The sequence below is a fragment of the Exiguobacterium sp. LL15 genome (assembly GCF_024436095.1).
Classification (GTDB): Bacteria; Bacillota; Bacilli; order Exiguobacteriales; family Exiguobacteriaceae; genus Exiguobacterium_A; species Exiguobacterium_A indicum.
Window position 1 is genome coordinate 873,228 of record NZ_JANFNX010000001.1, and the last position, 22,665, is coordinate 895,892.

Here is a 22,665-nt window from a genome sequence, read left to right on the forward strand (position 1 = left end):
ACGATTTCTAGTGAATGTTTTGGTACACTAGAAAAATAAAGGAGGTCGTCGACTATGGTGACGCATTATCGTGATTATGAACAGTTCAAAAAGGTCGTCCTCCCGTTTTTGCTTGAACGTCCGGATACCCATCAGTTGATTCTTGGCATATTAGAACGTGGGGATGAACCGCTCTTGATGGCAACGGCACAAGAAGACGATCATCGTCTCGTCATATTGCAAACGATACCGGAGCAAGCCATCGTCGCAGGTGATGTGTTCTCGCAAGAAGGAATCCGAAAGCTCGCGCGAATTCTTGATAGTCCAGGATTCGTCGGAGAACAGGCCATCTTAGCGCCGCTTTTACTCCCACATTCCATGTATGAGGTACATATGGAACAAGGGATGTATGCACTGACAGAGGTCGAGATGCCGCTTGTTCCGGAAAACGTCGTCTTCCGACCGATTTCGGACGATGAAAGACAACAAGCCTTAGCATTTGCGTCCGGATTTTTACATGAAGTTGAAACGCGACCTTCTGAGCGACAGCTTACTCAACTCCATCAGTCGATGACGCGCCACATCCAGCAAGGAAGCTTGTTCGGACTGTTTCGTGGAGATATGCTTGTCGCGATGGCGGCAGCAACGCGTCCGACGCAAACTGGGATTACGATTTCTTACGTCTATACGCCGAAAGAACTGCGTGGAAATGGGTATGCCTCTTATCTCGTCGCCAAACTATCTGAACATCTACTAAAGTCTTATCCGGTCGTGACGCTCTACACCGATTGGTCGAACCAGACAGCGAATAAGATCTATCAGCATGTCGGTTTCGAGTTAGTCGGGCGATCCTTACATATCAAGAAACAAGAGCGCTATCGATGAATATCGAGCCACTTGTTTCTTGGACATGTCTAGACATTGATATGTACAACAACAGCCGATCATCCTGTTATCTAAGGACGATCGGCTGTTTCATGTCAAACTGAGAAATCAATTGAATGTAGCGATGATTTTACCACGGACATGGCGTTCAGATAGACGTTGCAATCCTTTGACGATGTCCGCTGCCGGAATCTCTTCTGTGACGAGTGGATCTAGTTCTTTTGCTGCGACGAGTTTTAATAACTCGCTTGCCATATGACCGAGGTTTCGGATGGCACGGTCATCTTCGCTTGCATAAGCAGCCGCGAGTGCTACTTCATGGATCGAAGGGGAGAGCGTGAACGGCTTGACGACCGACTGATCGGGACCACCGGCGATGAAGGCAAGTTGCCCCGAGAAGGCAAGACGTCCGAGATCCGCTGTTGCTTCATCTCGACCGACCGTATTAAAAATCAAGTCAGCGCCGCGACCATTCGTCCAATCGCGGATGACATCCGTGACATTTTCTTTTTTGTAGTCGATTGCAAGATCGGCACCGAGTCGCTTGACCCACTCGTGGTTTTCCGTCGAAGCAGTCGTTGCGACTGAAAGACCAAGGCGTTTTGCGAGTTGAATGCCGATGCCACCAACACCACCTGCACCAGCATGAATGAGGATCGTCTCTTTTCCTGTCGTGTTCATCTTCTGAATGATGGCTTCATAGGCCGTCATGCCTGCGCAAAGAATCGCAGCGGCTTCAGCGAATGAGATGTCTTCCGGAATCAGGGCGAGGGCACGTGTATCGACGAGTGCATATTCAGCAAAAGCACCATCGCGTTGCAGGTTCGTATGAATCGCTACGCGATCGCCGATTTTCACTTCTGCGCCGGGTCCGATTTGTTCGACGACACCAGCTAGATCGACGCCTGGAATATGCGGGAACGTCCAAGCTGGATTGTTAGTCGCCTTATAGTCGACGGGATTCAGTGCGACGGTCTTGACGCGAATCAAAGCTTGACCTTCTCCTGGCGTCGGCGTCTCGACCTCTTCAAATGTCCATTGATCAATGGCTGTACCTGAGTGATTTAACCATGCTTTCATGTTTAATACGCTCCTTCCGAATACGTGAGTTCATACGAGTGAGAGTAGATTTCGACGAGGTTACCGAATGGATCCTCACAGTAGACCATTCGATACGGCTTGTCTCCCGGATAGTATTCGCGGATTGGCATCCGTTGTTTGCCACCATGGGCAACGATTTTTTCGACGAGTCCTTCGACGTCTGGATCTTGAATCGCATAATGGAAGATGCCTGTTTTCCAGAATTCGAAGTTGTTTTCGGGTTGTTCATTGTTCGGGAATTCGAACAACTCGATTCCGATGCGGTCACCTGTCGCCATGTGAGCAATCCGGAACTTGTTCCACCCTGCACCAAAGACATCCGTACACATGACACCGATGGCAGAATCATCTTCGAGGACATCAGACGGTTCCATGATGATATACCAGCCCATCACCTCTTGATAAAAACGGACGGCTTCGTCGAGATTCGGCACGGAAAGACCGATGTGCGAAAAATTACGTGGATACGTCATGCTTAACACTCCTTTTGCAAAATGATTTACGCATACTCTAACTTACGCTACACTCGATTGCATAGTACGCACTTTGAAGTAACTACTCTGGAGGAGAGAACAACATGTCGACAGAACAATTTCCGGTCAATCGGGCGCTCGCCATCATCGGCGGAAAATGGCGTCCACAATTATATTGCACGTTAGAGAACGGTCCGAAACGTTTTTTAGAGTTACAACGTGCCATTCCCGGGATTTCTCGGAAAGTCTTGACCGATCAGTTAAAAGAACTTGAACGACTCGGAATGATCGAGCGGATTGAGTATGATGAAGCCGTCTTACACGTCGAATACAAATTGACAGAGGCGGCATTTACACTGCAACCGGCCATGAAAGGTTTATGCGCGTGGGGGGAAGGGAATCAATTATCCGAATCCTAAACGAGAGGCAGTGACACTCATGAAATTGACTTATCACGGACAATCGACAGTAACAATCGAGACGAACGGGCATCATCTCGTCATCGATCCATTCTTTAGCGGTAACGAAAAAGCGACGACGAATCCCGATGACGTCAAAGCGGATTTCATCCTTTTGACGCATGCGCATGCCGATCATATGCTTGATGCAGAGCGAATCGCGAAAGCGACGGGAGCTACAATCATTGCTACTCATGAACTGGCGACGTATCTGAGTTTCAAAGGGCTCAACGTTCACCCGATGAACCTCGGCGGACAGTTTGAGTTTCCGTTCGGTAAAGTGAAGATGACACAGGCATTCCATTCATCAAGTATCATCGATGAGGAAAAACAGACAATTACGTACATGGGGATGCCGGCTGGATTCTTGCTGACGATCGAAGGAAAGGAAATCTATCATGCAGGTGATACGGCACTGTTCGGGGATTTAGCTCTTTATGGTGCCCATCACGAAATCGATTTAGCTTTCTTACCAATCGGTGATAACTTCACGATGGGTCCGGACGACGCGTTGATTGCTGCAGATATGTTGCAAGCGAAAGCCGTCGTACCGATCCACTACGATACATTTGATTTAATCAAACAAGATGCGAACGCCTTCTGTGAAAAGATTGAAGCACAAGGTCAAACGGGCCATCCACTCGCGATTGGCGAGTCACTCGAATTATAATCCGTTCTTAAGTAAAGGAGAGGAAACGTCATGGTTCCTCTCCTTTTTGTTGCCGTTTTTCTGACCTCCTTCCTTCTTCCGCCCGATGGCGAAACGGTGAACTTCTTCTATGATAAGAAAGGGGCTGTTGACAGCCGATTCGGATATTCGGAATAATGGAAGACATGAGATGGAGGGGCTGACATGGAAGAACATAATAGTAGGAGTGTGCGAAAACGAAAACAATCGTCGTTCACACGCTTAAAAAATAAACAAAAACAAAAGATGGATGCACGATTGAACCGGATTGGAGAAAAAGGACCAGTGAAACGGCCAATCTACTTATACGGTGGTGTCATTCTCGGACTTGTCGTCATCTATTCGATCACATTGCTCGTCTCAACGGAATTGTTATCGCGCGGCGAGTCATTTAAGACGACGAATCGCTATAAATCTCTCGCCATCGAGGCGCCGCACGCAACGGTACAATTCGTTCGAAGCACAGACGGAAACGTCCAAATCAAACTCGTCGATAGTGCGTCGAGTGGGAAGCGACTGAAAATCAGTACATCGACGAATACGGTGACGGTGACAGGACGAGATGGTTGGCTGTCTCGACTTGGCAATCGTCCGAGCGAGAAAACAGCAGACTATACGATTCAAGTAGGATTACCAAGTTATATGAACCGTGTTGATGTCGATGCCGGTACACTGAAAGGGATGGGCATCTACGCAAAAACGATCGAGATGGATGGAGAAGCGATGAGTCTCGATAAAGTAAAAGGTGATGAGATTACACTGAATGCAACACGTGCGATTTCCGTCAAGGAAATGGACGCCGTACATGCGCAGGTGACAGGCGAGAGTGTCTCGCTGGCAGACTATATGGCGAAGTTGAGTCTTGACGTCACGACGATTGACGGCGCGGCGAAATTGAAGCCAGATAAATCAGCCGGTACGATTACGATCGACACGGGAGGCGATATTAAAGCCTCTGATCGATATACGAAACAAAAGAATAAGGATGAGACGATTTATGAACTGTCGAAACAAGAAAAACCGGAAGTGACAGTCAATAGTGAAGTCGGGCAGGTGACGCTCGAGTGAAATTAAAGTTTCGGATTGGACTTCGAACGATTAAGACTGGCATCGCGGTAGCTCTTGCACTCAGCATCTCTTGGTATGTATTTGATATTTATTCAGGAATGGGGGCTGTCGCAGCCATCGTTGCGATGCAACCGACAATCCATCGTTCATTTAAAATCGTCTTCAATCGAATTTTCGGAACGGTACTCGGACTAATGTGTGGACTCGCCATCGTTGCGACACTTGGTGCCAATCCGCTGACGATCGGACTCGCCGTCGTCGTCTCACTCGTCCTCAATTCGATGATTGGACGAACGGATATGTCGACGTTCGCTGCCTTTGCGATCGTCTTGATGTTCGAGAGCCCGACCGCCGACTATGTCCACTATGCCTTATCACGATCGTTGCTGACTGTCGTCGGTGTGTTATCTGCCGTTCTCGTCAACTACATCGTCTTCCCACCACATTATGAAGACCGCTTGCTATTACTCGTCAAAAAAACGACGCAACAGTTGATGGAAGATTGGCGAACCCTTGTGCAAGATGATGGACGCTTGCTTGCCGTCCGTAAACAAATCCTCAAACATGAGGAAATGATGCTGATGCTTCAAGAGGATCAAAAATATCCATTGGTGGCAAGCGGTCAAAGTGAAGCGTTCATTCGACTGAAGGAGCTTGTCGATCTTGAAGACAAGTTGCTCGTCTTGCTTGAAAGCATTGCTAGTCACCGGGATATCCCGATGACAGAAGAACAGGAAAAGACGCTCGGTCAGGAAATTGATTTCTTACTCAGCCATCATTACGATGTCATCTTCTCCCACGAACGAAAACAGGCGATGTTCTCATTCGATCAAGAATTAAGCGAAGCGAAGGATATCATCCATGGGCATTTGCTTGATTACCGGGAACAGTTAGAAAAAATGAAGTGAAGATGAAAAAGCGCTGTTTCTCCTAAGTAACATTTAGGAAAAACAGCGCTTTTTTGTGTAGCGTCATTGACGTAAGGATTGGACGACATCTGGATCAGGTGTGACGTAAAGAGTTGTTTGATCCGTGTAGATGACGAATCCGGGCTTTGCACCACTCGGTTTTTTGACATAACGTAGTTCCGTGAAGTCGACCGGGACTTGGCTCGACTCACGTGCTTTCGAGAAATAAGCCGCGACGATCGCTGCTTCCTTCAACGTCGTCTCGTCCGGTGCATCACTTTGAATGATGACGTGCGATCCCGGGATATCCTTCGTGTGTAACCACGTATCGGACCTGCGTCCGAACTTGAACGTCGCGTAATCATTTTGTTTATTGTTCTTTCCTACGAAGAATGGAAGACCAGTCGAAGAACGGTATGCTTCGAGTTGTGGGAGCTGCGGTTTCTTTTTCTTCTTTTGTCGTTCGCGCAGATAACCTTCTTCGACGAGTTCCTCGCGCATTTCCCGGATGTCTTCTGGGGATGCGACATCGAGTTGCGCAAGTAAGCCTTCGAAGTACGCAATCTCAGCTTGGTTCTTCTCGAGCTGACGCGCGACTTCGACTTTGGCGGTTTTTAATTTGTTGTACCGTTTGTAGTAGCGCTGCGCGTTCTCATTCGGTGAAAAGCGAGGATCGAGCGAAATCGTTATCTCAGCGCCGTCTGGGTCATAGTAATCGACGACTGTCGCTTCCTTCATCCCGCGTTCGAGCTGATACAGATAGGTCGTCAGTAATTCCCCTTTATGTTTCCACTCATCCATCCGTAACGTCGCTTCTAAATCTTTTTCGAGTTTCGAGCGTTTTAGAATATTTTTATCATATTCACTTTTGATGAACCGTTCGAGATCGGCTGCTTGTTGTTTGACGCGATCGCGGTTCGCCTTTTGATGGAAGAAGGCGTCGAGGACTTGACCACTCGTCTCGAACGTCTTCTCATCGATGATGGATCCTTCCGTCAAGCGGATAGGGGCGAAACGTTCCTTCCCGCCATCCATCCGTTGCAACACATAAGGACCATCGAGTTCCTTCAGGACTTCTTGAAAGGCAGACGCGAGAGTCGTCCGGTTGGCTAGACCTGCTCGCGAGACGATTTCTTTTGCGATTTGCGGGGACAGACCACTGAAGAGACCAAGTAACTGACGATCGAGCTTCCCAGCGTTCCAGTCAATCCGGTGAAGCGCCTTTTCGATATCTCCTGTGAGCGGATCAACTTTATCCTGTGCCGGCGGAAGCTGGTATGTCATCCCTGGCATGATCGTCCGGAAGGTATTTTGACTGAGTGGTAAGTGTTTGATCGCATCGAGGATCTTATCTTGTCCATCGGTCAAAATGATGTTCGAGTGACGTCCCATCAATTCGATATAGATTTTTTTCGCTTCCTCATCGCCAAGTTCGTTCCGGGAGCGGACGCGCAAGACGATGATCCGGTCGCGTTCGAGTTGTTCGATTGACTCGATGAACCCGCCTTCGACATGTTTACGGAGCATCATACAGAAGAGTGGGGGTTCACTCGGGTTGCTGACCGCTTCCGACGTAATGTGCATTCGTGCATACATGGCATTCGCAGAGGCGAGCAATAATACGTTTTTTCGCTCGGCCCGGACCTGGAATACTAAATCCAATGTATACGGTTGGTATACCTTATTGATCCGTCCTCCGACGAGCGGTTGGAGTTCTTCGACGACGCGTGTCGTCATCAATCCGTCAAAAGCCATACGATTACCTTCTTTCTTGATTTCGTTCTCACTTTCTAAAGGTAACAGAAATAGCATCGTTATGGTATGATAAAGCAGTCGAGCTAAAAAAGATGACTTGCGAACTTCCCGTCTCTACTGCTAATATGAAACAATGTGAAGTTTGTGAGATGGAGGGGTTTTGAAGTGATTTTCAAAGAGCGTGGCTTATTACTCGTATTATCAGGTCCAAGTGGTGTCGGAAAGGGAACGGTCTGTCGTGCCTTGCGCGAAGATCAGGATAACGATCTGCATTACTCGGTATCCTGTACGACGCGCCAACCGCGTGAAGGAGAAGTAGATGGTGTCCACTATTTCTTTAAATCGCGTGAAGAATTCGAAGAGATGATTGCGAACAATCAACTCTTGGAATATGCTGAATTCGTAGGGAATTATTATGGAACGCCTGTCGAATGGGTAAACCAGATCCTAGATGAAGGAAAAGACGTCATTCTCGAAATCGAAGTTCAAGGGGCCATGCAGGTCAAAGAACATTTTCCGGAAGCTGTCTTCTTATTCCTTGCACCTCCAAGCCTCCAAGAATTGCGGAACCGCCTCGTAGGGCGTGGAACGGAATCGGAGGAAGTCATCAAGCAACGTCTTCTCGTCGCTAAGGAAGAGATCGAGATGATGGATGCGTATGACTATGTCGTGACGAACGACGAAATTCATAAAGCCTGTGATCGAATTCAAGCGATCGTCACAGCGGAACATTGCAGTCGGGAACGTGTCGCGTCCCTATATAAAAAAGCCATGGAGGTTAAGTGATATGTTATATCCATCAGTTGATAAGCTTCAAAAGAAAGTGCCATCGAAATATACGATCGTTACAGTTGCCGCTAAGCGTGCGCGTCAAATCCAAGACGGGAAACGCGTGAGAGTCACGAACCCAAAATCGCATAAACCGGTCGGGAAAGCTTTAGAAGAGCTTTATTTCGAAGAAGTATCCGTCACGAACCAACCGCAAGACTAATTTTGAAGCAGCCACTTGTCATCGTGGCTGTTTTTTTCAATAAGGAGGACACCTACATGTTAACCAACCGAAACATTCTACTGTGTGTCGGCGGTGGAATCGCTTCCTATAAATCAGCAGCACTCGCTTCAAAACTCGTCCAAGCAGGCGCACACGTTCAAGTCGCGATGACGCGTAATGCGCAACAATTCGTCGGTAAGACGACGTTTGAAGCACTGACGCGAAAAGCGGTCTATGATGACGTCTTCATCGAGCATGATCCGTCAAAAATCGCCCATATCGATTTAGCGGACGAAGCGGACTTGATCGTCGTCGCACCAGCGACCGCGAACTTGATTGCAAAACTCGCGCACGGGATCGCAGATGACTTCATTACGACGACGATCCTTGCAGCAACGTGTCCCGTCATCGTCGCACCGGCGATGAATGTCAACATGCTCGAACATCCGGCGACTGTCCGCAATATCGAACAACTCAAGCAGGATGGTGTCCAGGTGATTGCACCGGGAGTCGGAAATCTCGCATGTGGTTGGGTCGGAAAAGGTCGTTTACCGGAACCAGAAGATTTGGTCGCAACACTCTCAACGTTCTTTGAAGAAAAATATCTAGCTGGGCGAAAAGTTTTGATCAGTGCAGGTCCGACCGTTGAACGGATTGACCCGGTTCGTTATTTGACGAATGATTCTTCAGGGAAAACTGGAATTGCGCTAGCAGAGGCGGCACGAGACGCAGGAGCAGATGTCACGCTCGTCCATGGTCCCCTTCGGATCGGATTACCGACCGGGATGGCGACGATTGCTGTTGAATCAGGGGAAGAGATGCTTGAAGCCATGTTACGTGACTATGAGACGCAAGACATCGTCATCATGTCCGCTGCCGTAGCTGACTATCGACCGTCTGTCCAGTACGATCAGAAGCAGAAGAAAATTCACGGACCATTGCGGATTGAACTCGAGGAGACGACGGATATTCTGAAGACGCTCGGTGAGCAGAAAGAACATCAGGTATTAGTTGGATTTGCAGCGGAGACGACGGACGTCGAGACGTTCGCGAAACAGAAACTCGTCCGAAAGAAGGCGGATTTCATTGTCGCGAATGATGTCTCTCGTTCTGACATCGGATTTGTCAGCGACGAAAATGAGGTCGTCGTCTTCGGGAAGAATGATTCCGTCACGCGATACGATCAACAATTGAAATCGACGCTCGCTAAAGCGCTCATGCGCCAATTTGCGGAGGCATTGGCATGATAGCTGAAGTCATCGTCGATGTCGCAGCGGCCACTGTCGATCGTCCATTTGATTATGCCGTGCCGGAACTTTGGCAGGAGCTGATCGTTCCCGGGATGCGCGTCGAGGTTCCGTTCGGTCCACGTGCGTTGCTTGGGATCGTCGTCGGGACGAAAGCCACATCTGATCTGACGAACGTCAAATCGATCGTTCGTGTCTTAGATGAGACGCCGACCTATACGCAGGAATTACTCGAGCTGTCGGCTTATCTATCAGAAACGACATTGTGTTTTCAGGCGACGGCACTGCTTGCGATGCTGCCGGCTGCCTTGAAGGTGAGTTATGATAAACTGGTCATAGTCGAGTCGGGCCCACTTCGGGCATATCATGGTAAGAAAATGAGTCAATTACCAACGGAAGTCCAACAAATCATCTTAACAGCGGCGAAACAAGCTGACGTGACGCTTCAACCGGTCATTCGTGAGAAAAAGACGTCTAAGACGGATAAACGGATTCGTCTCCTCGAGGAACAGGCAACTTTTACGAAACAAGCGAGCCAACAAGTGGCACTTTACTCGTATATCCAAGAATTTCCGAATGCGCTTTGGAGTGAAATAAAGCAGGCGACAGGCGCAACGAGCGCAACATTGAACGCCCTCGAGAAAAAGGGCATCATTGAAGTCGAGACGATTGATGTACGGCGAAATCCTTACGAGCATCTCGTCCAAGACATCTTTGTGCCGTCTTCTTTGACGGAAAAGCAACAGGAAGCCGTCTCGGCGATAACAGCTGAAGCGGAGACCGGAACGTTTTTGTTACATGGCGTAACAGGAAGCGGTAAGACAGAAGTCTATCTTGAATCGATTCATGCACAACTCGAACGCGGTAGACAAGCGATCTTGCTCGTCCCTGAAATCAGTCTGACACCGATGATGGTCAAACGGTTCAAACGTCGTTTCGGAGAACGGGTCGCTGTCTTGCATAGCGGTCTATCGCTCGGAGAAAAGTATGATGAGTGGCGCAAAATCGCACAAGGTGAGGTTGATGTCGTCGTCGGTGCACGATCCGCCGTGTTCGCACCGCTGACGAATATCGGAATCATCATTCTCGATGAAGAACATGAAACAACCTATAAACAAGAAGAGAATCCGCGCTATCATACGCGTGATGTTGCAAAATGGCGAGCGGCCTATCATCGATGTCCTGTCGTGCTCGGAAGCGCGACGCCGTTACTCGAGACATATGCGCGGGCACAAAAAGGGGTCTATCGCTACTTACCGCTTCGTGAACGATTCGGTGGAGAACTGCCTCCAGTCGACATCGTTGATATGCGTAAGGAACTTGAACGGGGCAATCGGACTCCGTTCAGCCTCGCGCTCATCGAAGGCATCAAAGAACGAATCGAGCGTGGGGAACAGACGGTATTACTTTTGAACCGTCGTGGATACACGACCTTCGTCTTATGTCGGGATTGCGGGGAGACGCTTCAATGTCCGCATTGTGCCGTCAATTTAACGTATCATCAACATGAAAATCGCTTAAAGTGCCACTATTGTGGATTTGAGGCAGCGATGCCGAAAACTTGTCCGTCCTGTGAATCGACGAAGATTCGTCAGTTCGGAACGGGGACACAAAAGATCGAGGAAGAGTTGGCGCATTTGATTCCGGAAGCGCGCATTATCCGGATGGATCAAGATACGACGTCTCGTAAAGGCGCACACGAGAAGTTACTCGATGCCTTCGAGCGTAAGGAAGGAAACATTCTTCTCGGGACACAGATGATCGCAAAAGGTCTCGACTTTCCAAATGTCACGCTCGTTGGGGTGCTCGCTGCCGATGCGACGCTCGGTATTCCGGATTTTCGGGCAAGTGAGCGAACATTTCAGTTGATCACGCAAGTGTCGGGTCGTGCCGGGCGGGGGCAACTCGCCGGACAGTCGATCATCCAGACCTATAATCCGGAACACTACGTCATTCAGACGGCAAAACAGCATGATTTCGAAACGTTCTATAAGCGGGAGATGCAGTTGCGCAAACTCGGGGGACACCCTCCATTCTGGTTCCTTGGTCTGATCACGGTCTCGGCGGCACATCCACTTGAAGCACAAGCAGAAGCGCAACAAATCGCTTCCGAGCTGCGGGCTTTCGAATCGGAGGATTTAGTCGTCAATGGACCGTTCGATGCGCCACTTGCTCGACTGAAGAATATGTACCGACAACAGGTCTTAATTAAACATAAAGGGCAGGAAGATGTCCGGACACATCTTCGTGATATCTTAGCCCGTCGTCAAAAGTCAAAAACACAAGTCGCGATCGACTTGAATCCATTTGTATTCATGTGAGGTGTCTGTATGTATAAAGTAGTAGAAGTACCCAACGATGTATTACGACAGGTGTGTGAACCTGTCACGAAGTTCGATAAAAAACTTGGTAAGATGATCGACCGGATGTTCGATACGATGTATGAATATGATGGTGTCGGCTTAGCGGCACCGCAAATCAATCAACCGATCCGTGTTGCGGTCGTCCATACGGATGATGAGACCGGACCGATCGAGCTGATCAATCCGGAAATCATCGAAGCCGACGGTTCACAAATCGATGACGAAGGATGCCTCAGCATGCCCGGCATCTTTGGTCCTGTCGAACGGTTCGACCGCATCGTCGTCAAGTCGCAGGATCGACTCGGACGAACGGTCAAAATCAAAGCAAACGGCTTTTTTGCACGTGCCATCCAGCATGAGATGGATCATTTAGACGGTGTCCTGTTCACGGATAAACTCGTCGAGCAAGAAAAACCGCGCGTCGTCTTCATGGGGACGCCTGAGTTTGCGGCAGGAACACTGCGTGAAGTGATCGATGCCGGATATGACGTCGTCGGTGTCGTCTCACAACCCGATAAGCCGGTCGGACGAAAACGGGAAGTCAAACCGACACCAGTGAAACTCGTCGCGATGGAGCACGATATTCCTGTGTTGCAACCGAAACGGATTCGCGAGGATTATCAAGATGTTCTCGATTTAAAACCAGATCTCATCATCACGGCAGCTTACGGTCAGATCGTACCGACGGTGATTTTGGAAGCACCACGTTTTGGGGCGATCAATGTCCATGCGTCACTCTTACCGAAATATCGTGGCGGTGCACCGATTCATCAAGCAATCATCGATGGTGAAAAAGAGACAGGCGTGACGATCATGTACATGGTCGATCGATTGGATGCCGGTGATATGTTGTCAAAAATCATCGTTCCGATTGAAGAGAACGATACAGTTGGAACGATGTTTGAAAAATTAGCGGACGCAGGAGCGCGTCTGTTGCTTGAGACGTTACCGCGTTTGTTCGCAGGTGAATTGACACCGGAAGCACAAGTCGAGGCAGAAGCGACGTTTGCACCGAATATCTCACGTGAACGGGAACGGCTTGATTTTACGTTACCGGGTGAGACACTCTATGATCAAATCCGAGGAATGAATCCTTTCCCAAGTACGTACACGATGCTTGGTGATGATCGATTGAAAGTCTTTTTCGCGACGAAAGTCAAAGGAACGGGACGACCAGGTGAAATCATTGCTTTAGAGGCGGATGGTCCCGTCATCGCGACAGGTTCGGAAACAGCGTTGAAGCTGATCGACTTACAGCCGTCCGGAAAAAAACGGATGGATGGTGCCACGTTCATGCGCGGGATCGGTCAATCGCTTGAACTCGGACAACAAGTAGGTGAGAACGCATGAACGTACGTGACGCAGCAGTAGCGACACTAATGAAAATTGGTCAAGGTGGTGCCTTCTCGACAATCACAGTTCACCAGATGCTTGAAAAGCGTGCTATCTCAGCAACGGATGTCGGCTTGTTCACAGAACTCGTCTACGGGACGCTCAGTCGTGAATTGACACTGGATTATATTTTGGAGCCGTATCTAGCGAAACAGAAAAAACTTGATCCGTTCATGCGTCCATTATTACGGATGAGTGTGTATCAATTGTTTTATCTTGATCGTGTACCGGATCATGCCGTCATCCATGAAGCTGTCGAGATTGCTAAAAAACGTGGGAAAGTCCACGTCTCGAAAGTCGTCAACGGAGTGCTCCGGAATGTATTACGGGCGGGAATGCCCCATTTCGCTGAGATTGAGCCTGTTGCAAAACGAATCAGCATCGAAACGAGTCATCCGCAGTGGCTCGTCGAACGCTGGATTGAACTGTTTGGTCCGGAAGAAACGCTTCAAATCTGTCAATTGAATAACACACCTGCACCGGTCACGGTTCGCATCAATCGGACGAAGACGACGCGAGAGGAAGCGATCGAGCTTCTACTCGACCAAGGTGTGACGGCAAAACCATCTACGGTCGCGCCAGATGGTCTCGAAATCGAACGAGGAAGCGTTCAAAAAACGGACCTGATTGACCGTGGGTATCTTTCTCTGCAGGATGAGAGCTCAATGCTCGTCGCCCGTGCACTCGGTGCAGAAACATCTGATCATGTACTTGACAGCTGTGCCGCACCTGGTGGGAAAGCGATGCATATTGCTGAAGGTTTGACGACGGGAACACTACAGGCACTTGATCTTCATCCACATAAGATTAAATTGATTGAACAGCAAGCGACACGATTAGGTCTTACGACTGTTCAAGCAGAAGCGTTAGATGCTCGTAAAGCAGGAGACCGCTTTGAAGTAGAATCGTTTGATCGGATTCTTGTCGACGCACCTTGTTCAGGACTCGGTGTCATTCGAAGAAAACCAGATATCAAATGGACGAAACGCCCGGAACAACTCGAGCAACTCCCGAAAATTCAACGAGATATTCTGACATCTGTCTTACCACTCGTTAAAAAGGGTGGAACCTTTGTCTATTCGACTTGTACGATTGATCCGACCGAGAACGAGGATCAGACAGCGTTCATTCTCGATCAAGGATTTGAATTTGATACATCCTTTGCGGCACGGATGCCGGAATCCGTGCGACATCTGATTGGGGATCGAGCAGAACTCAAGTTGTTACCGACGACAGTCGGAACGGACGGCTTCTATATTGCCGCGTTTAAAAAACGAGAAGATTGACACGAACGGAGGACTGTCATGGAGTTAGCTCACCTTTCGACTACTGGGAAAGTCAGGACTAAAAATGAGGATACGGTATTACTCGTCGGGAACGCTGAACGTGGTCTTGCCGTCGTTGCGGACGGTATGGGAGGTCATGCTGCTGGCGATATCGCAAGTGCAATTGTTCGCGAGGTATTTGAAGCATCCTTTTCACTCATGCCCAATCGTCCGATGGAATTGTCTGAATGGATAGAACAACGTGTAGCCGAGGCAAATGCCCGGATTCTTCAGTTTTCAAAAGAAGAGCAACTTGCCATCGTCGGAACGACCATTGCCTGCGTATGCTGGGTCGAGGAGTTGCTCGTCATCGGTCATGTTGGGGATAGCAGAGTCTATGCCCTTGAAGGTACGGCGTTAAAACAATTGACGGATGATCATTCTTACGTCAACATGTTACGACAAATGGGGGAACTTTCGGATGAGGAAGTCGAAAATCATCCACGTAAGAATGTCATCACACGGTCGGTCGGCTCGAACGAAACAGTCGAAGTCGACATTCAAGTCAGAGATGCTCCAGACTATGACCTCGTCCTCGTCTGTAGTGACGGGTTGACCGATGAAGTGCCAGATGATGTCATCGAACAGATCATCTTACAGGATGAGCCGCTTGATGAGATCGTTGGACGATTGGTGAAAGAAGCGAATGCTCGAGGAGGCGCGGATAACATTACGATTGCCGCCATCCGGTTCAAAGAAAGAAAGAGGGTCTGAATATGCGATACGGAGATCGATTAAATGACCGCTACCGCATAGAACGGCTAGTTGGAAGTGGCGGGATGGCGAATGTCTATCAAGCCTATGATGAGATTTTAAAGCGTCATGTTGCCATTAAGATTTTACGGACTGAATTTTCGCATGACGAACAGTTCATTCGTCGATTCGAACGTGAAGCGCATGCTGCTACCAGCTTGAATCATCCAAACATCGTTGCCGTCTATGATGTAGGCGAAGAAGATGCCATCTATTACATCGTCATGGAGTATATCGATGGTATGACATTAAAAACATTTTGTGAAAATCAAGCATTACCTGTGCCGCAGGCCGTCGATATCATCGCTCAAATTTGTGATGCGATTGATCACGCCCATGCACACCGGATCATCCATCGCGATATCAAACCGCAAAACATGTTGATTCGAGAAGATGGTACCGTCAAAGTAACGGATTTCGGAATCGCTGTGGCGATGTCGAATGCGACGCTGACGCATACGATGTCCGTTCTTGGGTCCGTCCATTACTTTTCACCGGAACAAGCAAAAGGTAAATTTGCGGATGAGAAGTCGGATATCTATTCGCTTGGTGCTGTCTTATACGAACTCGTAACAGGACAAGTCCCGTTCGAAGGTGATTCACCGGTTGCGATCGCTTTAAAGCATCTGCAAGATACACCGCGTCGCCCATCCGTCTTGAATCCGAAAGTGCCGCAAGCACTCGAGAACTGTATCATGCAGGCGCTTGCAAAAGCACCGCATGACCGTCAACAGTCCGTCGCAGCGTTTAAGGCAGATATGGTGACGGCGTTGTCTGACGAACGGGCAAATGAAAGCATCCGTGGCGCAGAAGAGGATGAGATGGAAAAGACAATGGTTTTATCACCTGTCCAAGTGCCAGAAGAATCAAAAGCGGAACTAGAATCACCCGCCGTCGCAACTGTTCAACCGAAAACACCGGAAAAGAAAAAGAAAAAACGCTGGTGGATCATCCTCTTGTTACTCCTTTTACTGGGTGGGGCGGCTACGACGTTCGCGATGTGGCCGGATCCAACGGTCACCGTACCATCTGTCGTCAAGACGGATGGAGACGATGCGGAAACGAAGCTTGAGAAACTTGGATTTGTCGTCGAGACAACGGAACGGAGTAGCGATACGGTCGAAGAAGGCGATGTCATCAGTCAAACGCCTCGTGAAAAAGCACAGGTCAAGAAGGGCTCGACAGTCAATTTGGTCGTTTCTACTGGTAGTGCTCCGGTTGAGGTACCGGATGTGACGGATGAAGCTGAAAAAGAAGCAATTGCAACGCTAAAAGAAGCAGGATTCGCAAAAGTCGAAGTCGAGCGAGAGAAGTCGGATGAGATCGATCGAGGAAATGTGATTCGACAGTCAATTTCTGCTGGAACGGAGGTCATTGCGAAAGAACAAACGATTACGATTACTGTATCTGAGGGGACGTCTTCTTTCGAGTTGAAGGATTTGACGAATTTATCGAGTGATGAAGCAAAAGCTTATCTCGATAAAGTAGGATTAGACGGAACGTTCGAACAAGAATTTTCTAGCGATGTCAAACTCGATCAAGTCATCCGTCAGTTCCCGCAAGCTGGCGCACAAGTCGAGCCGAACGACTCCGTGACGGTCTTCATCTCTAAAGGTGAGGAAGAAAAAACAGTGACGGCGACGTTCCCTGAAAAGGTCGTCTATGATGCTGTTAGTGAAGATGAAGAAGAGGCTCCGCCGAAACAAGTCATCCGAATCGAGACGGAAGACGCGAAAGGGAAGCGGACCGTCATCGAGGAATCAATTGATCAAGATGAGACATTCGACGTGCCATTAACGATTGATCCGGGTGAAGAAGGCAAAATTACGATCTATAAAGACGATACGGTGTATCGTTCAAAAACCATCACGTACAATCAAGCAAAAGACGCACAATGAATGTGATAAAAAAGGAGTGCATAGGATGACGGAACAACGCATCGAAGAGAATCGAGAAGGAACGATCATACGCCTGCAGGGCGGCTTTTATGATGTCATGACACCAGAAGGAGAAGTTCGTTCACGAGCAAGAGGAAATTTCCGAAAACGCGGCATCAGTCCAGTCGTCGGAGATGAAGTCGTGCTTCATATCGAAAGTGAGACCGGGTACATTCTCGAAGTGAAGGAGCGGGACAACTTTTTAGTACGCCCGCCTGTCGCGAATATCGATCAAGCGTTGCTTGTCGTCTCAGCGGCAGAACCTGATTTTTCAGCGCATCTACTCGACCGATTTCTCGTCTTGATCGAAGCGAAGGAAATCCAACCCGTCATCCTGTTAACGAAGATGGATTTACTTGACGAAGTCAAAGGACCGGCTGTCCGAGAGGCGATTGCCGCTTACCGGAAGATTGGGTATACGGTCATCGAGACATCAAGTGAGACGTTGACGGGTGTTGAGCAAGTCCGTCCGTTACTTGCTGGAAAAACGAGCGTTCTCGCCGGACAATCCGGTGTCGGGAAAAGTTCATTGCTCAATGCACTGGAGCCCTCTCTTGATTTAGAAACAAGTGCGATCTCGAAATCACTCGGACGCGGACGTCATACGACGCGCCACGTCACATTAATGCCGCTTGCCGAAGGATTGATTGCCGATACGCCAGGTTTCTCGAACCTCGATTTTCCGTATGATATGGAAATCGAGGATGTACGGTGGAGTTTTCCTGAATTCGTCGCTGTACAAGATGATTGTAAATACCGAGGTTGCTTGCATTTGAATGAACCCGGTTGTGCCGTCAAGGAAGCCGTCGAAGCCCAAGAAATCATGTCCTCTCGTTATGAGAACTATGGTATGTTTATAGACGAAATCAAGAATCGAGCCCGGAGGTATTGAAGATGATTAAAATTGCACCATCGATCTTATCAGCAGATTTTGCGAATCTTGAGCGTGATGTCAAAGCAGTCGAAGCAGCAGGCGCGGACTATATCCATTTTGATGTCATGGACGGTCAGTTCGTACCGAACATCTCATTTGGATTACCTGTGCTTAGCAGCTTACGTCAAAAGACGGATATGATTCTCGATGTCCATTTGATGATTGACCAGCCAGAACGTTTCGTTGAAGATTTCGTCAAGGCAGGGGCTGACATCGTGACGTTCCACGTCGAAGCGACGAATCATGTCCATCGTGTCTTGCAACAAATCAAAGCAGCGGGCGCAAAGGCAGGAGTCGTCTTGAATCCCCATACGCCATTATCAACGATTGAACACGTCCTTGAGGATGTCGATATGGTTTTATTGATGACGGTCAATCCGGGCTTCGGTGGACAAGCCTTCATCGAGCGTGTCATGCCGAAACTCGCAGCACTTGCGCAAATGAAAGCAGATCGTGGTCTGACATTTGAAATTGAGATTGACGGTGGCGTCAATCCGGAAACGGCAAAGCTTTGCATCGATAACGGTGCGAACGTTCTCGTCGCAGGGTCAGCAATCTACAATGCACCAGATTATGCGGAAGCGATCACTAGCATTCGTCAAGGGGCTGCCGTATAATAAGAACGAGAAAACGAAATATGATGACCGCAAGGGGTGTCGCTTGAAAAGCGGCTGAGAGGAGTCTTTTAGACTTTAACCCTTCGAACCTGTTCCGTTCAAACGGACGTAGGGATGTGGCGCACGCAGGCAGTACGGCGTTCGTCGTACTGCCTTTTTGCGTCCTCTCGTACAATGAAGGAGGAAAAATAGCATGAAACGGTTACAAATGATGATGGAAATTGCCATCTTCGCCAGTCTCGGAGTCGTCTTTGATTTACTGATTCCATTCAAAATGCCACAAGGAGGCTCAATCAGCTTAGCGATGTTACCGATCTTCGTCATGGCATTTCGCCACGGTGTCGTTGGAGGGGTCGTTACGGGAGCGCTTGTCGGTACGATTCAATTGATGTTCGCTCCACAAGTCTTGACGATCGTTCAACCGATGCTTGACTATACGATTGCGTATGGTGTCGTCGGATTAAGTGGTCTGTTCGCGCGTCAAGTCAGACTAGCCGCGCGCAATGGACAAAAGAAAAGCTTGATGGCGTTCGTTCTCCTGGCGACGTTATTAGGCGCAGGACTCCGTTATATCTGTCATGTCATCAGTGGAATCGTCTTTTTTGCCGAGTATGCCGAAGGTCCAGTCGTACCGTATTCATTGATTTATAACGCGACATACATGGTACCGTCTTACGTTCTTTGTGGTGTCGTTGCGGGTCTTTTATTCACGACTGCGCCACGCTTACTACGTTATTCGGCACGAGGCGTCTGAGATGCGGGCGATTCTCGTCTGTGCCGGTCCGCGAGAAGAAGCGCCGGATTTACGGACGTTTTGTCAGCCAGGTGATTTTATCGTCGGTGTTGACGGTGGTGTTCAGACGATTGAATCGTTTGGGCTGACATGCGACCTGACGATTGGTGATTTTGATTCGCTTGGTTATGTACCAGAAGGGGCAATCGTTCATCCGGCCGAGAAAGATGAAACGGATCTCGAACTGGCACTTCGTACAGTCTCAGAGAAGAAACAGTTTGAGGATACCTTCATTATCGGGGCGACAGGTGGGCGGCTCGACATGACCGTCCAAAATGTATATTTATTGAAGCGATACCCAGAGGCACGACTCGTGACGAAACGAGAAGAGGTACGATACTTGGCTGAGGGAACGTATGCAGTCGAAGCAGGGAGCTATTATTATCTTTCGTTCATTCCACTCGTACCATCGACTTTAAGCTTATCCGGAGTCAAATATCCACTTGATGCACATCCAGTACCGGTCGGAGGTTCCTTGACCGTCAGTAATGAATGGTGTGCGTCAGAAGCGAAGGTAGAGCTCCATCAAGGAGAACTATTGATGATGCGGACGCTTAAGGAATAGCACAATCATAGGAAAGAGGCCGTGGATGACTCCGCGACCTCTTTTTGTGTGAAATTATTCTTCGAGTTGAGAAGGGGCGACACGGATGTCGCTTTGAGCGGATAGATGTTTTCCTTTGACGAAGAGATGATAACTTCCCCACATGACAAGGAAGAAAGGAACACCGATGTATAGAGCGATTCGTTGATCCGCTTGAAACGCAAGACTGACGAGGACGACGACGTTAAGTGTCAACGAAATCAGTGGTAACACCGGATAGAGTGGTGTCTTGAATTTCAGTTCGGATACATCGTGTCCGTTTCGGACGAACTGACGACGAAATGCAAGCTGAGAAGCAGAGATCGAAATCCAGCCGACTTGAGCCCCGAGTCCGGCTAAGGACAAGAGCCAAATGAAGACGGTATCTTCTGCGAAAAATGCGGTCAGAAGCGATAACATCGCGAACATCATCGTAAAGAGTAAAGCACGCATTGGCACACCACGTGCATTGACGTAAGATAATTTCTTTGAAATCATCCCTTCTTGCGCCATTGCCCATAACATCCGAGTCGCCGCATATAATCCGGAGTTTCCGACGGATAATAGTGCCGTCAAGACGACGATATTCATCAAATCAGCAGCGTACGGAATGCCGATCGCATCAAAGACCATGATGAACGGACTGCTGACTCCGCCAGCCGTCTCATACGGAATTAATGCACCAACGATCGTAATCGATAAGACGAAGAAGATGAACGTCCGCCAGACTGTATTGCGGATCGCTTTTGGAATCGATTTTTCTGGCGTGTCGGACTCCCCAGCCGCAACACCGATCAATTCCGTTCCTTGGAAGGCGAAGTTGACGGCGATCATCGTCGTCAAGACACCAAGAATCCCGTTTGGAAACCAACCGCTTGCCGTAAAGTTAGCGAATAACGATGTTGGGCGATCTGCTTCCATCGGTAACCAGCCGAACCAAGCAGCGCCACCTAAAATGATGAAGAATAGGATCGCGAGGACCTTCAAACTCGAGAACCAGAATTCAGCTTCACCGAATGCTTTGGCGGAGACGGCATTCAGACCGAACAGCAAGACCGTAAAGGCGGTACACCAGACGACGACGGGTACATTCGGAAACCAGCGGTCCATTAAACTGCCGGCAGCTGTGATTTCGAGTGCCACCGTCACGGCCCAGCCGAGCCAATAAATCCAACCGACGGCAAAGCCGATCCCTGGTCCGATGAAGCGGGTCGTATAGGTCTGAAATGACCCCGAGACCGGCAGATAGACCGCTAATTCCCCTAGACATAACATTGTCAGATACATGATGGTCCCACCCACGATGTAACTGAGGACCGCCCCGAGAGGTCCTGCTTGTGAAATCGTTAATCCTGACCCTAAAAATAAGCCTGTTCCGATGATTCCGCCAAGTGAAATCATGAACAGATGTCGACTCGTCATCTCTCGTTTGAGTTGCATGATGACTTCCCCCAATTCTGACAAAATAAAGTACGTTCCTATTGTAAGCGTTTTCAATAAAAGCGACAATTAGTTTATGAGAAAAATAAATGAGGGCATAAAAAAACCGGAAGGGAAGATTCCCATCCGGTGGTTGCGCCTTATACGCGTTCGACTTTACCTGATTTAAGAGCTCGAGCTGAAACCCAAACCTTTTTCGGCTTACCGTCGACGAGGATACGTACTTTTTGTACGTTGACTCCCCAAGTACGTTTTGTTTTGTTCAATGCGTGTGAACGGTTGTTACCCGACTTTGGCGATTTCCCAGTAACGTAGCATTTACGTGCCATGCGTTCCGCCTCCTTTTATGTTGTTTTGCGTTCGTCCTAATAGACACTTTGCTATCTTAGCATGGTGTCAGGGCGGTTGCAACATAAAAAAAGTAGCTGACAAGAAAAAAACTTGACAGACAACCTCGAAATTTAAAATAATGGATGAGGATGATGGTAAAAGTTCATTTGACCGCTACTATTTTTCACTTATTCATTGTATAGTCAGTACGGCGACTTTTCAATAGTAGGTCCTTATAGTAGAATTATGAGAAGAATACAATATTCAAAGGGGGCTACTCAGGTGGCGATCGAGATGAAAACGACCTATGGAAAGATTGATGTAGATAATGATGTCGTCGCGCAACTTGCGGGCGGCGCGGCAATGGAATGTTTTGGTGTCGTTGGTATGGCATCCCAGTCTCAAATCAAGGATGGTCTTGCTGAACTCTTAAAACGTGAGAACTTTGCACGCGGTGTCATCGTTCGACAGGCTTCAGAGCAGGTCCATATCGATATGCATATCATCGTAAGTTATGGAACGAAAATCTCAGAGGTGGCGAATAACGTACAGAGTCGCGTGAAATACACGCTCAGTCAGGCACTAGGTCTTGACGTGACATCTGTGAACATCTTTGTCCAAGGAGTCCGCTTGACGAATGTCTAA

The 22,665-nt window shown here is 48.6% G+C and carries 23 protein-coding genes, 1 pseudogene and 1 riboswitch; of the genes and pseudogenes, 19 read left to right on the plus strand and 5 right to left on the minus strand.

The window, feature by feature from the left end; genetic code table 11:
* Positions 1-54 precede the first annotated feature (54 nt).
* Positions 55-864 (plus strand): GNAT family N-acetyltransferase, encoded by an 810-nt coding sequence (locus tag NOM72_RS04260; RefSeq protein ID WP_023468780.1) that lies wholly within the window; start codon positions 55-57, stop codon positions 862-864.
* 108 nt (positions 865-972) lie between these two features.
* Here the strand turns inward: NOM72_RS04260 and NOM72_RS04265 are convergent, their stop codons facing one another.
* Both NOM72_RS04265 and NOM72_RS04270 read right to left on the minus strand, forming a co-directional pair.
* Entirely contained in the window at positions 973-1,944 is a 972-nt protein-coding gene (locus tag NOM72_RS04265; protein ID WP_023468779.1) for a zinc-binding dehydrogenase, read from the minus strand.
* A gap of 2 nt (positions 1,945-1,946) precedes the next feature.
* Complete coding sequence (locus NOM72_RS04270; RefSeq protein WP_023468778.1) at positions 1,947-2,438, minus strand: lactoylglutathione lyase family protein; 492 nt, start codon at positions 2,436-2,438, stop codon at positions 1,947-1,949.
* 104 nt (positions 2,439-2,542) lie between these two features.
* Here NOM72_RS04270 and NOM72_RS04275 point away from each other — a divergent pair, with 104 nt between their 5' ends.
* From NOM72_RS04275 to NOM72_RS04290, 4 genes are all read left to right on the plus strand, one after another.
* Complete coding sequence (locus NOM72_RS04275; RefSeq protein WP_023468777.1) at positions 2,543-2,857, plus strand: winged helix-turn-helix transcriptional regulator; 315 nt, start codon at positions 2,543-2,545, stop codon at positions 2,855-2,857.
* A gap of 19 nt (positions 2,858-2,876) precedes the next feature.
* Positions 2,877-3,566 (plus strand): metal-dependent hydrolase, encoded by a 690-nt coding sequence (locus NOM72_RS04280; RefSeq protein ID WP_023468776.1) that lies wholly within the window; start codon positions 2,877-2,879, stop codon positions 3,564-3,566.
* Positions 3,567-3,749: 183 nt separating this feature from the next.
* Positions 3,750-4,652, plus strand: a complete 903-nt coding sequence (locus tag NOM72_RS04285; RefSeq protein ID WP_255997908.1) for a DUF4097 family beta strand repeat-containing protein — start codon at positions 3,750-3,752, stop codon at positions 4,650-4,652.
* Entirely contained in the window at positions 4,649-5,560 is a 912-nt protein-coding gene (locus tag NOM72_RS04290; protein WP_023468773.1) for an FUSC family protein, read from the plus strand. The genes NOM72_RS04285 and NOM72_RS04290 overlap by 4 nt, the downstream gene beginning before the upstream one ends.
* Before the next feature lie 63 nt (positions 5,561-5,623).
* Here NOM72_RS04290 and NOM72_RS04295 read toward each other — a convergent pair whose 3' ends face one another.
* Positions 5,624-7,315 (minus strand): Rqc2 family fibronectin-binding protein, encoded by a 1,692-nt coding sequence (locus NOM72_RS04295; RefSeq protein WP_035396742.1) that lies wholly within the window; start codon positions 7,313-7,315, stop codon positions 5,624-5,626.
* A gap of 168 nt (positions 7,316-7,483) precedes the next feature.
* Here NOM72_RS04295 and gmk point away from each other — a divergent pair, with 168 nt between their 5' ends.
* The 13 genes and pseudogenes from gmk (at position 7,484) to NOM72_RS04360 (ending at position 20,232) form a co-directional block, all read left to right on the plus strand.
* Positions 7,484-8,101, plus strand: coding sequence for a guanylate kinase (gmk, locus tag NOM72_RS04300; RefSeq protein WP_174316772.1), 618 nt, complete (start codon positions 7,484-7,486; stop codon positions 8,099-8,101).
* 1 nt (position 8,102) lies between these two features.
* Positions 8,103-8,306, plus strand: a complete 204-nt coding sequence (rpoZ, locus tag NOM72_RS04305) for a DNA-directed RNA polymerase subunit omega (RefSeq protein WP_023468770.1) — start codon at positions 8,103-8,105, stop codon at positions 8,304-8,306.
* A 56-nt stretch (positions 8,307-8,362) separates the two neighbouring features.
* Positions 8,363-9,553, plus strand: a complete 1,191-nt coding sequence (coaBC, locus tag NOM72_RS04310) for a bifunctional phosphopantothenoylcysteine decarboxylase/phosphopantothenate--cysteine ligase CoaBC (RefSeq protein WP_255997912.1) — start codon at positions 8,363-8,365, stop codon at positions 9,551-9,553.
* Positions 9,550-11,874, plus strand: a complete 2,325-nt coding sequence (gene priA, locus NOM72_RS04315; RefSeq protein ID WP_055968650.1) for a primosomal protein N' — start codon at positions 9,550-9,552, stop codon at positions 11,872-11,874. The genes coaBC and priA overlap by 4 nt, the downstream gene beginning before the upstream one ends.
* A 9-nt stretch (positions 11,875-11,883) precedes the next feature.
* Positions 11,884-12,273: pseudogene (def, locus tag NOM72_RS04320) on the plus strand (peptide deformylase); the annotation flags it as partial.
* Between the two features lie 72 nt (positions 12,274-12,345).
* Positions 12,346-13,266: a methionyl-tRNA formyltransferase gene (gene fmt / locus NOM72_RS04325; protein ID WP_035396898.1), complete on the plus strand. Its 921-nt coding sequence runs from the start codon at positions 12,346-12,348 to the stop codon at positions 13,264-13,266.
* Positions 13,263-14,594: a 16S rRNA (cytosine(967)-C(5))-methyltransferase RsmB gene (gene rsmB, locus NOM72_RS04330; RefSeq protein ID WP_075642546.1), complete on the plus strand. Its 1,332-nt coding sequence runs from the start codon at positions 13,263-13,265 to the stop codon at positions 14,592-14,594. The genes fmt and rsmB overlap by 4 nt, the downstream gene beginning before the upstream one ends.
* 18 nt (positions 14,595-14,612) lie before the next feature.
* Positions 14,613-15,347, plus strand: coding sequence for a Stp1/IreP family PP2C-type Ser/Thr phosphatase (locus NOM72_RS04335; RefSeq protein WP_035396748.1), 735 nt, complete (start codon positions 14,613-14,615; stop codon positions 15,345-15,347).
* Positions 15,348-15,349: 2 nt separating this feature from the next.
* Positions 15,350-17,284, plus strand: a complete 1,935-nt coding sequence (pknB, locus tag NOM72_RS04340; RefSeq protein WP_035396750.1) for a Stk1 family PASTA domain-containing Ser/Thr kinase — start codon at positions 15,350-15,352, stop codon at positions 17,282-17,284.
* A 25-nt stretch (positions 17,285-17,309) separates the two neighbouring features.
* Positions 17,310-18,215, plus strand: coding sequence for a ribosome small subunit-dependent GTPase A (rsgA, locus tag NOM72_RS04345; RefSeq protein ID WP_023468763.1), 906 nt, complete (start codon positions 17,310-17,312; stop codon positions 18,213-18,215).
* A gap of 2 nt (positions 18,216-18,217) precedes the next feature.
* On the plus strand, positions 18,218-18,874 hold the full coding sequence (rpe, locus tag NOM72_RS04350; RefSeq protein WP_029342106.1) for a ribulose-phosphate 3-epimerase: 657 nt from the start codon (positions 18,218-18,220) through the stop codon (positions 18,872-18,874).
* Positions 18,875-18,896: 22 nt separating this feature from the next.
* Positions 18,897-19,006: riboswitch (TPP riboswitch) on the plus strand.
* Between the two features lie 61 nt (positions 19,007-19,067).
* Entirely contained in the window at positions 19,068-19,628 is a 561-nt protein-coding gene (gene thiT, locus NOM72_RS04355; protein ID WP_023468761.1) for an energy-coupled thiamine transporter ThiT, read from the plus strand.
* 1 nt (position 19,629) lies between these two features.
* Positions 19,630-20,232, plus strand: a complete 603-nt coding sequence (locus NOM72_RS04360) for a thiamine diphosphokinase (RefSeq protein ID WP_035396754.1) — start codon at positions 19,630-19,632, stop codon at positions 20,230-20,232.
* Positions 20,233-20,286: 54 nt separating this feature from the next.
* Here NOM72_RS04360 and NOM72_RS04365 read toward each other — a convergent pair whose 3' ends face one another.
* Positions 20,287-21,690 carry an amino acid permease gene (locus NOM72_RS04365; protein ID WP_023468759.1) on the minus strand — a complete coding sequence of 468 codons (1,404 nt, stop codon included), beginning with the start codon at positions 21,688-21,690 and terminating at the stop codon, positions 20,287-20,289.
* Positions 21,691-21,830: 140 nt separating this feature from the next.
* Complete coding sequence (gene rpmB / locus NOM72_RS04370) at positions 21,831-22,019, minus strand: 50S ribosomal protein L28 (RefSeq protein WP_023468758.1); 189 nt, start codon at positions 22,017-22,019, stop codon at positions 21,831-21,833.
* Between the two features lie 283 nt (positions 22,020-22,302).
* On the opposite strand from rpmB, the gene NOM72_RS04375 reads away from it, so the two are divergent.
* Positions 22,303-22,665, plus strand: coding sequence for an Asp23/Gls24 family envelope stress response protein (locus tag NOM72_RS04375; protein ID WP_023468757.1), 363 nt, complete (start codon positions 22,303-22,305; stop codon positions 22,663-22,665).

Excerpts from the sequence above, each read along its gene's own strand:
- coaBC (WP_255997912.1), top strand. The coding sequence starts at position 8,363 with ATGTTAACCAACCGAAACATTCTACTGTGTGTCGGCGGTGGAATCGCT.
- NOM72_RS04360 (WP_035396754.1), top strand. The coding sequence starts at position 19,630 with ATGCGGGCGATTCTCGTCTGTGCCGGTCCGCGAGAAGAAGCGCCGGAT.
- fmt (WP_035396898.1), top strand. The coding sequence starts at position 12,346 with ATGGGGACGCCTGAGTTTGCGGCAGGAACACTGCGTGAAGTGATCGAT.
- priA (WP_055968650.1), top strand. The coding sequence starts at position 9,550 with ATGATAGCTGAAGTCATCGTCGATGTCGCAGCGGCCACTGTCGATCGT.
- NOM72_RS04280 (WP_023468776.1), top strand. The coding sequence starts at position 2,877 with ATGAAATTGACTTATCACGGACAATCGACAGTAACAATCGAGACGAAC.
- rsmB (WP_075642546.1), top strand. The coding sequence starts at position 13,263 with ATGAACGTACGTGACGCAGCAGTAGCGACACTAATGAAAATTGGTCAA.
- pknB (WP_035396750.1), top strand. The coding sequence starts at position 15,350 with ATGCGATACGGAGATCGATTAAATGACCGCTACCGCATAGAACGGCTA.
- rpmB (WP_023468758.1), bottom strand. The coding sequence starts at position 22,019 with ATGGCACGTAAATGCTACGTTACTGGGAAATCGCCAAAGTCGGGTAAC.
- rpe (WP_029342106.1), top strand. The coding sequence starts at position 18,218 with ATGATTAAAATTGCACCATCGATCTTATCAGCAGATTTTGCGAATCTT.
- NOM72_RS04285 (WP_255997908.1), top strand. The coding sequence starts at position 3,750 with ATGGAAGAACATAATAGTAGGAGTGTGCGAAAACGAAAACAATCGTCG.
- thiT (WP_023468761.1), top strand. The coding sequence starts at position 19,068 with ATGAAACGGTTACAAATGATGATGGAAATTGCCATCTTCGCCAGTCTC.
- NOM72_RS04265 (WP_023468779.1), bottom strand. The coding sequence starts at position 1,944 with ATGAAAGCATGGTTAAATCACTCAGGTACAGCCATTGATCAATGGACA.
- NOM72_RS04260 (WP_023468780.1), top strand. The coding sequence starts at position 55 with ATGGTGACGCATTATCGTGATTATGAACAGTTCAAAAAGGTCGTCCTC.
- NOM72_RS04270 (WP_023468778.1), bottom strand. The coding sequence starts at position 2,438 with ATGACGTATCCACGTAATTTTTCGCACATCGGTCTTTCCGTGCCGAAT.
- rpoZ (WP_023468770.1), top strand. The coding sequence starts at position 8,103 with ATGTTATATCCATCAGTTGATAAGCTTCAAAAGAAAGTGCCATCGAAA.
- NOM72_RS04335 (WP_035396748.1), top strand. The coding sequence starts at position 14,613 with ATGGAGTTAGCTCACCTTTCGACTACTGGGAAAGTCAGGACTAAAAAT.
- NOM72_RS04275 (WP_023468777.1), top strand. The coding sequence starts at position 2,543 with ATGTCGACAGAACAATTTCCGGTCAATCGGGCGCTCGCCATCATCGGC.
- NOM72_RS04295 (WP_035396742.1), bottom strand. The coding sequence starts at position 7,315 with ATGGCTTTTGACGGATTGATGACGACACGCGTCGTCGAAGAACTCCAA.
- NOM72_RS04365 (WP_023468759.1), bottom strand. The coding sequence starts at position 21,690 with ATGCAACTCAAACGAGAGATGACGAGTCGACATCTGTTCATGATTTCA.
- rsgA (WP_023468763.1), top strand. The coding sequence starts at position 17,310 with ATGACGGAACAACGCATCGAAGAGAATCGAGAAGGAACGATCATACGC.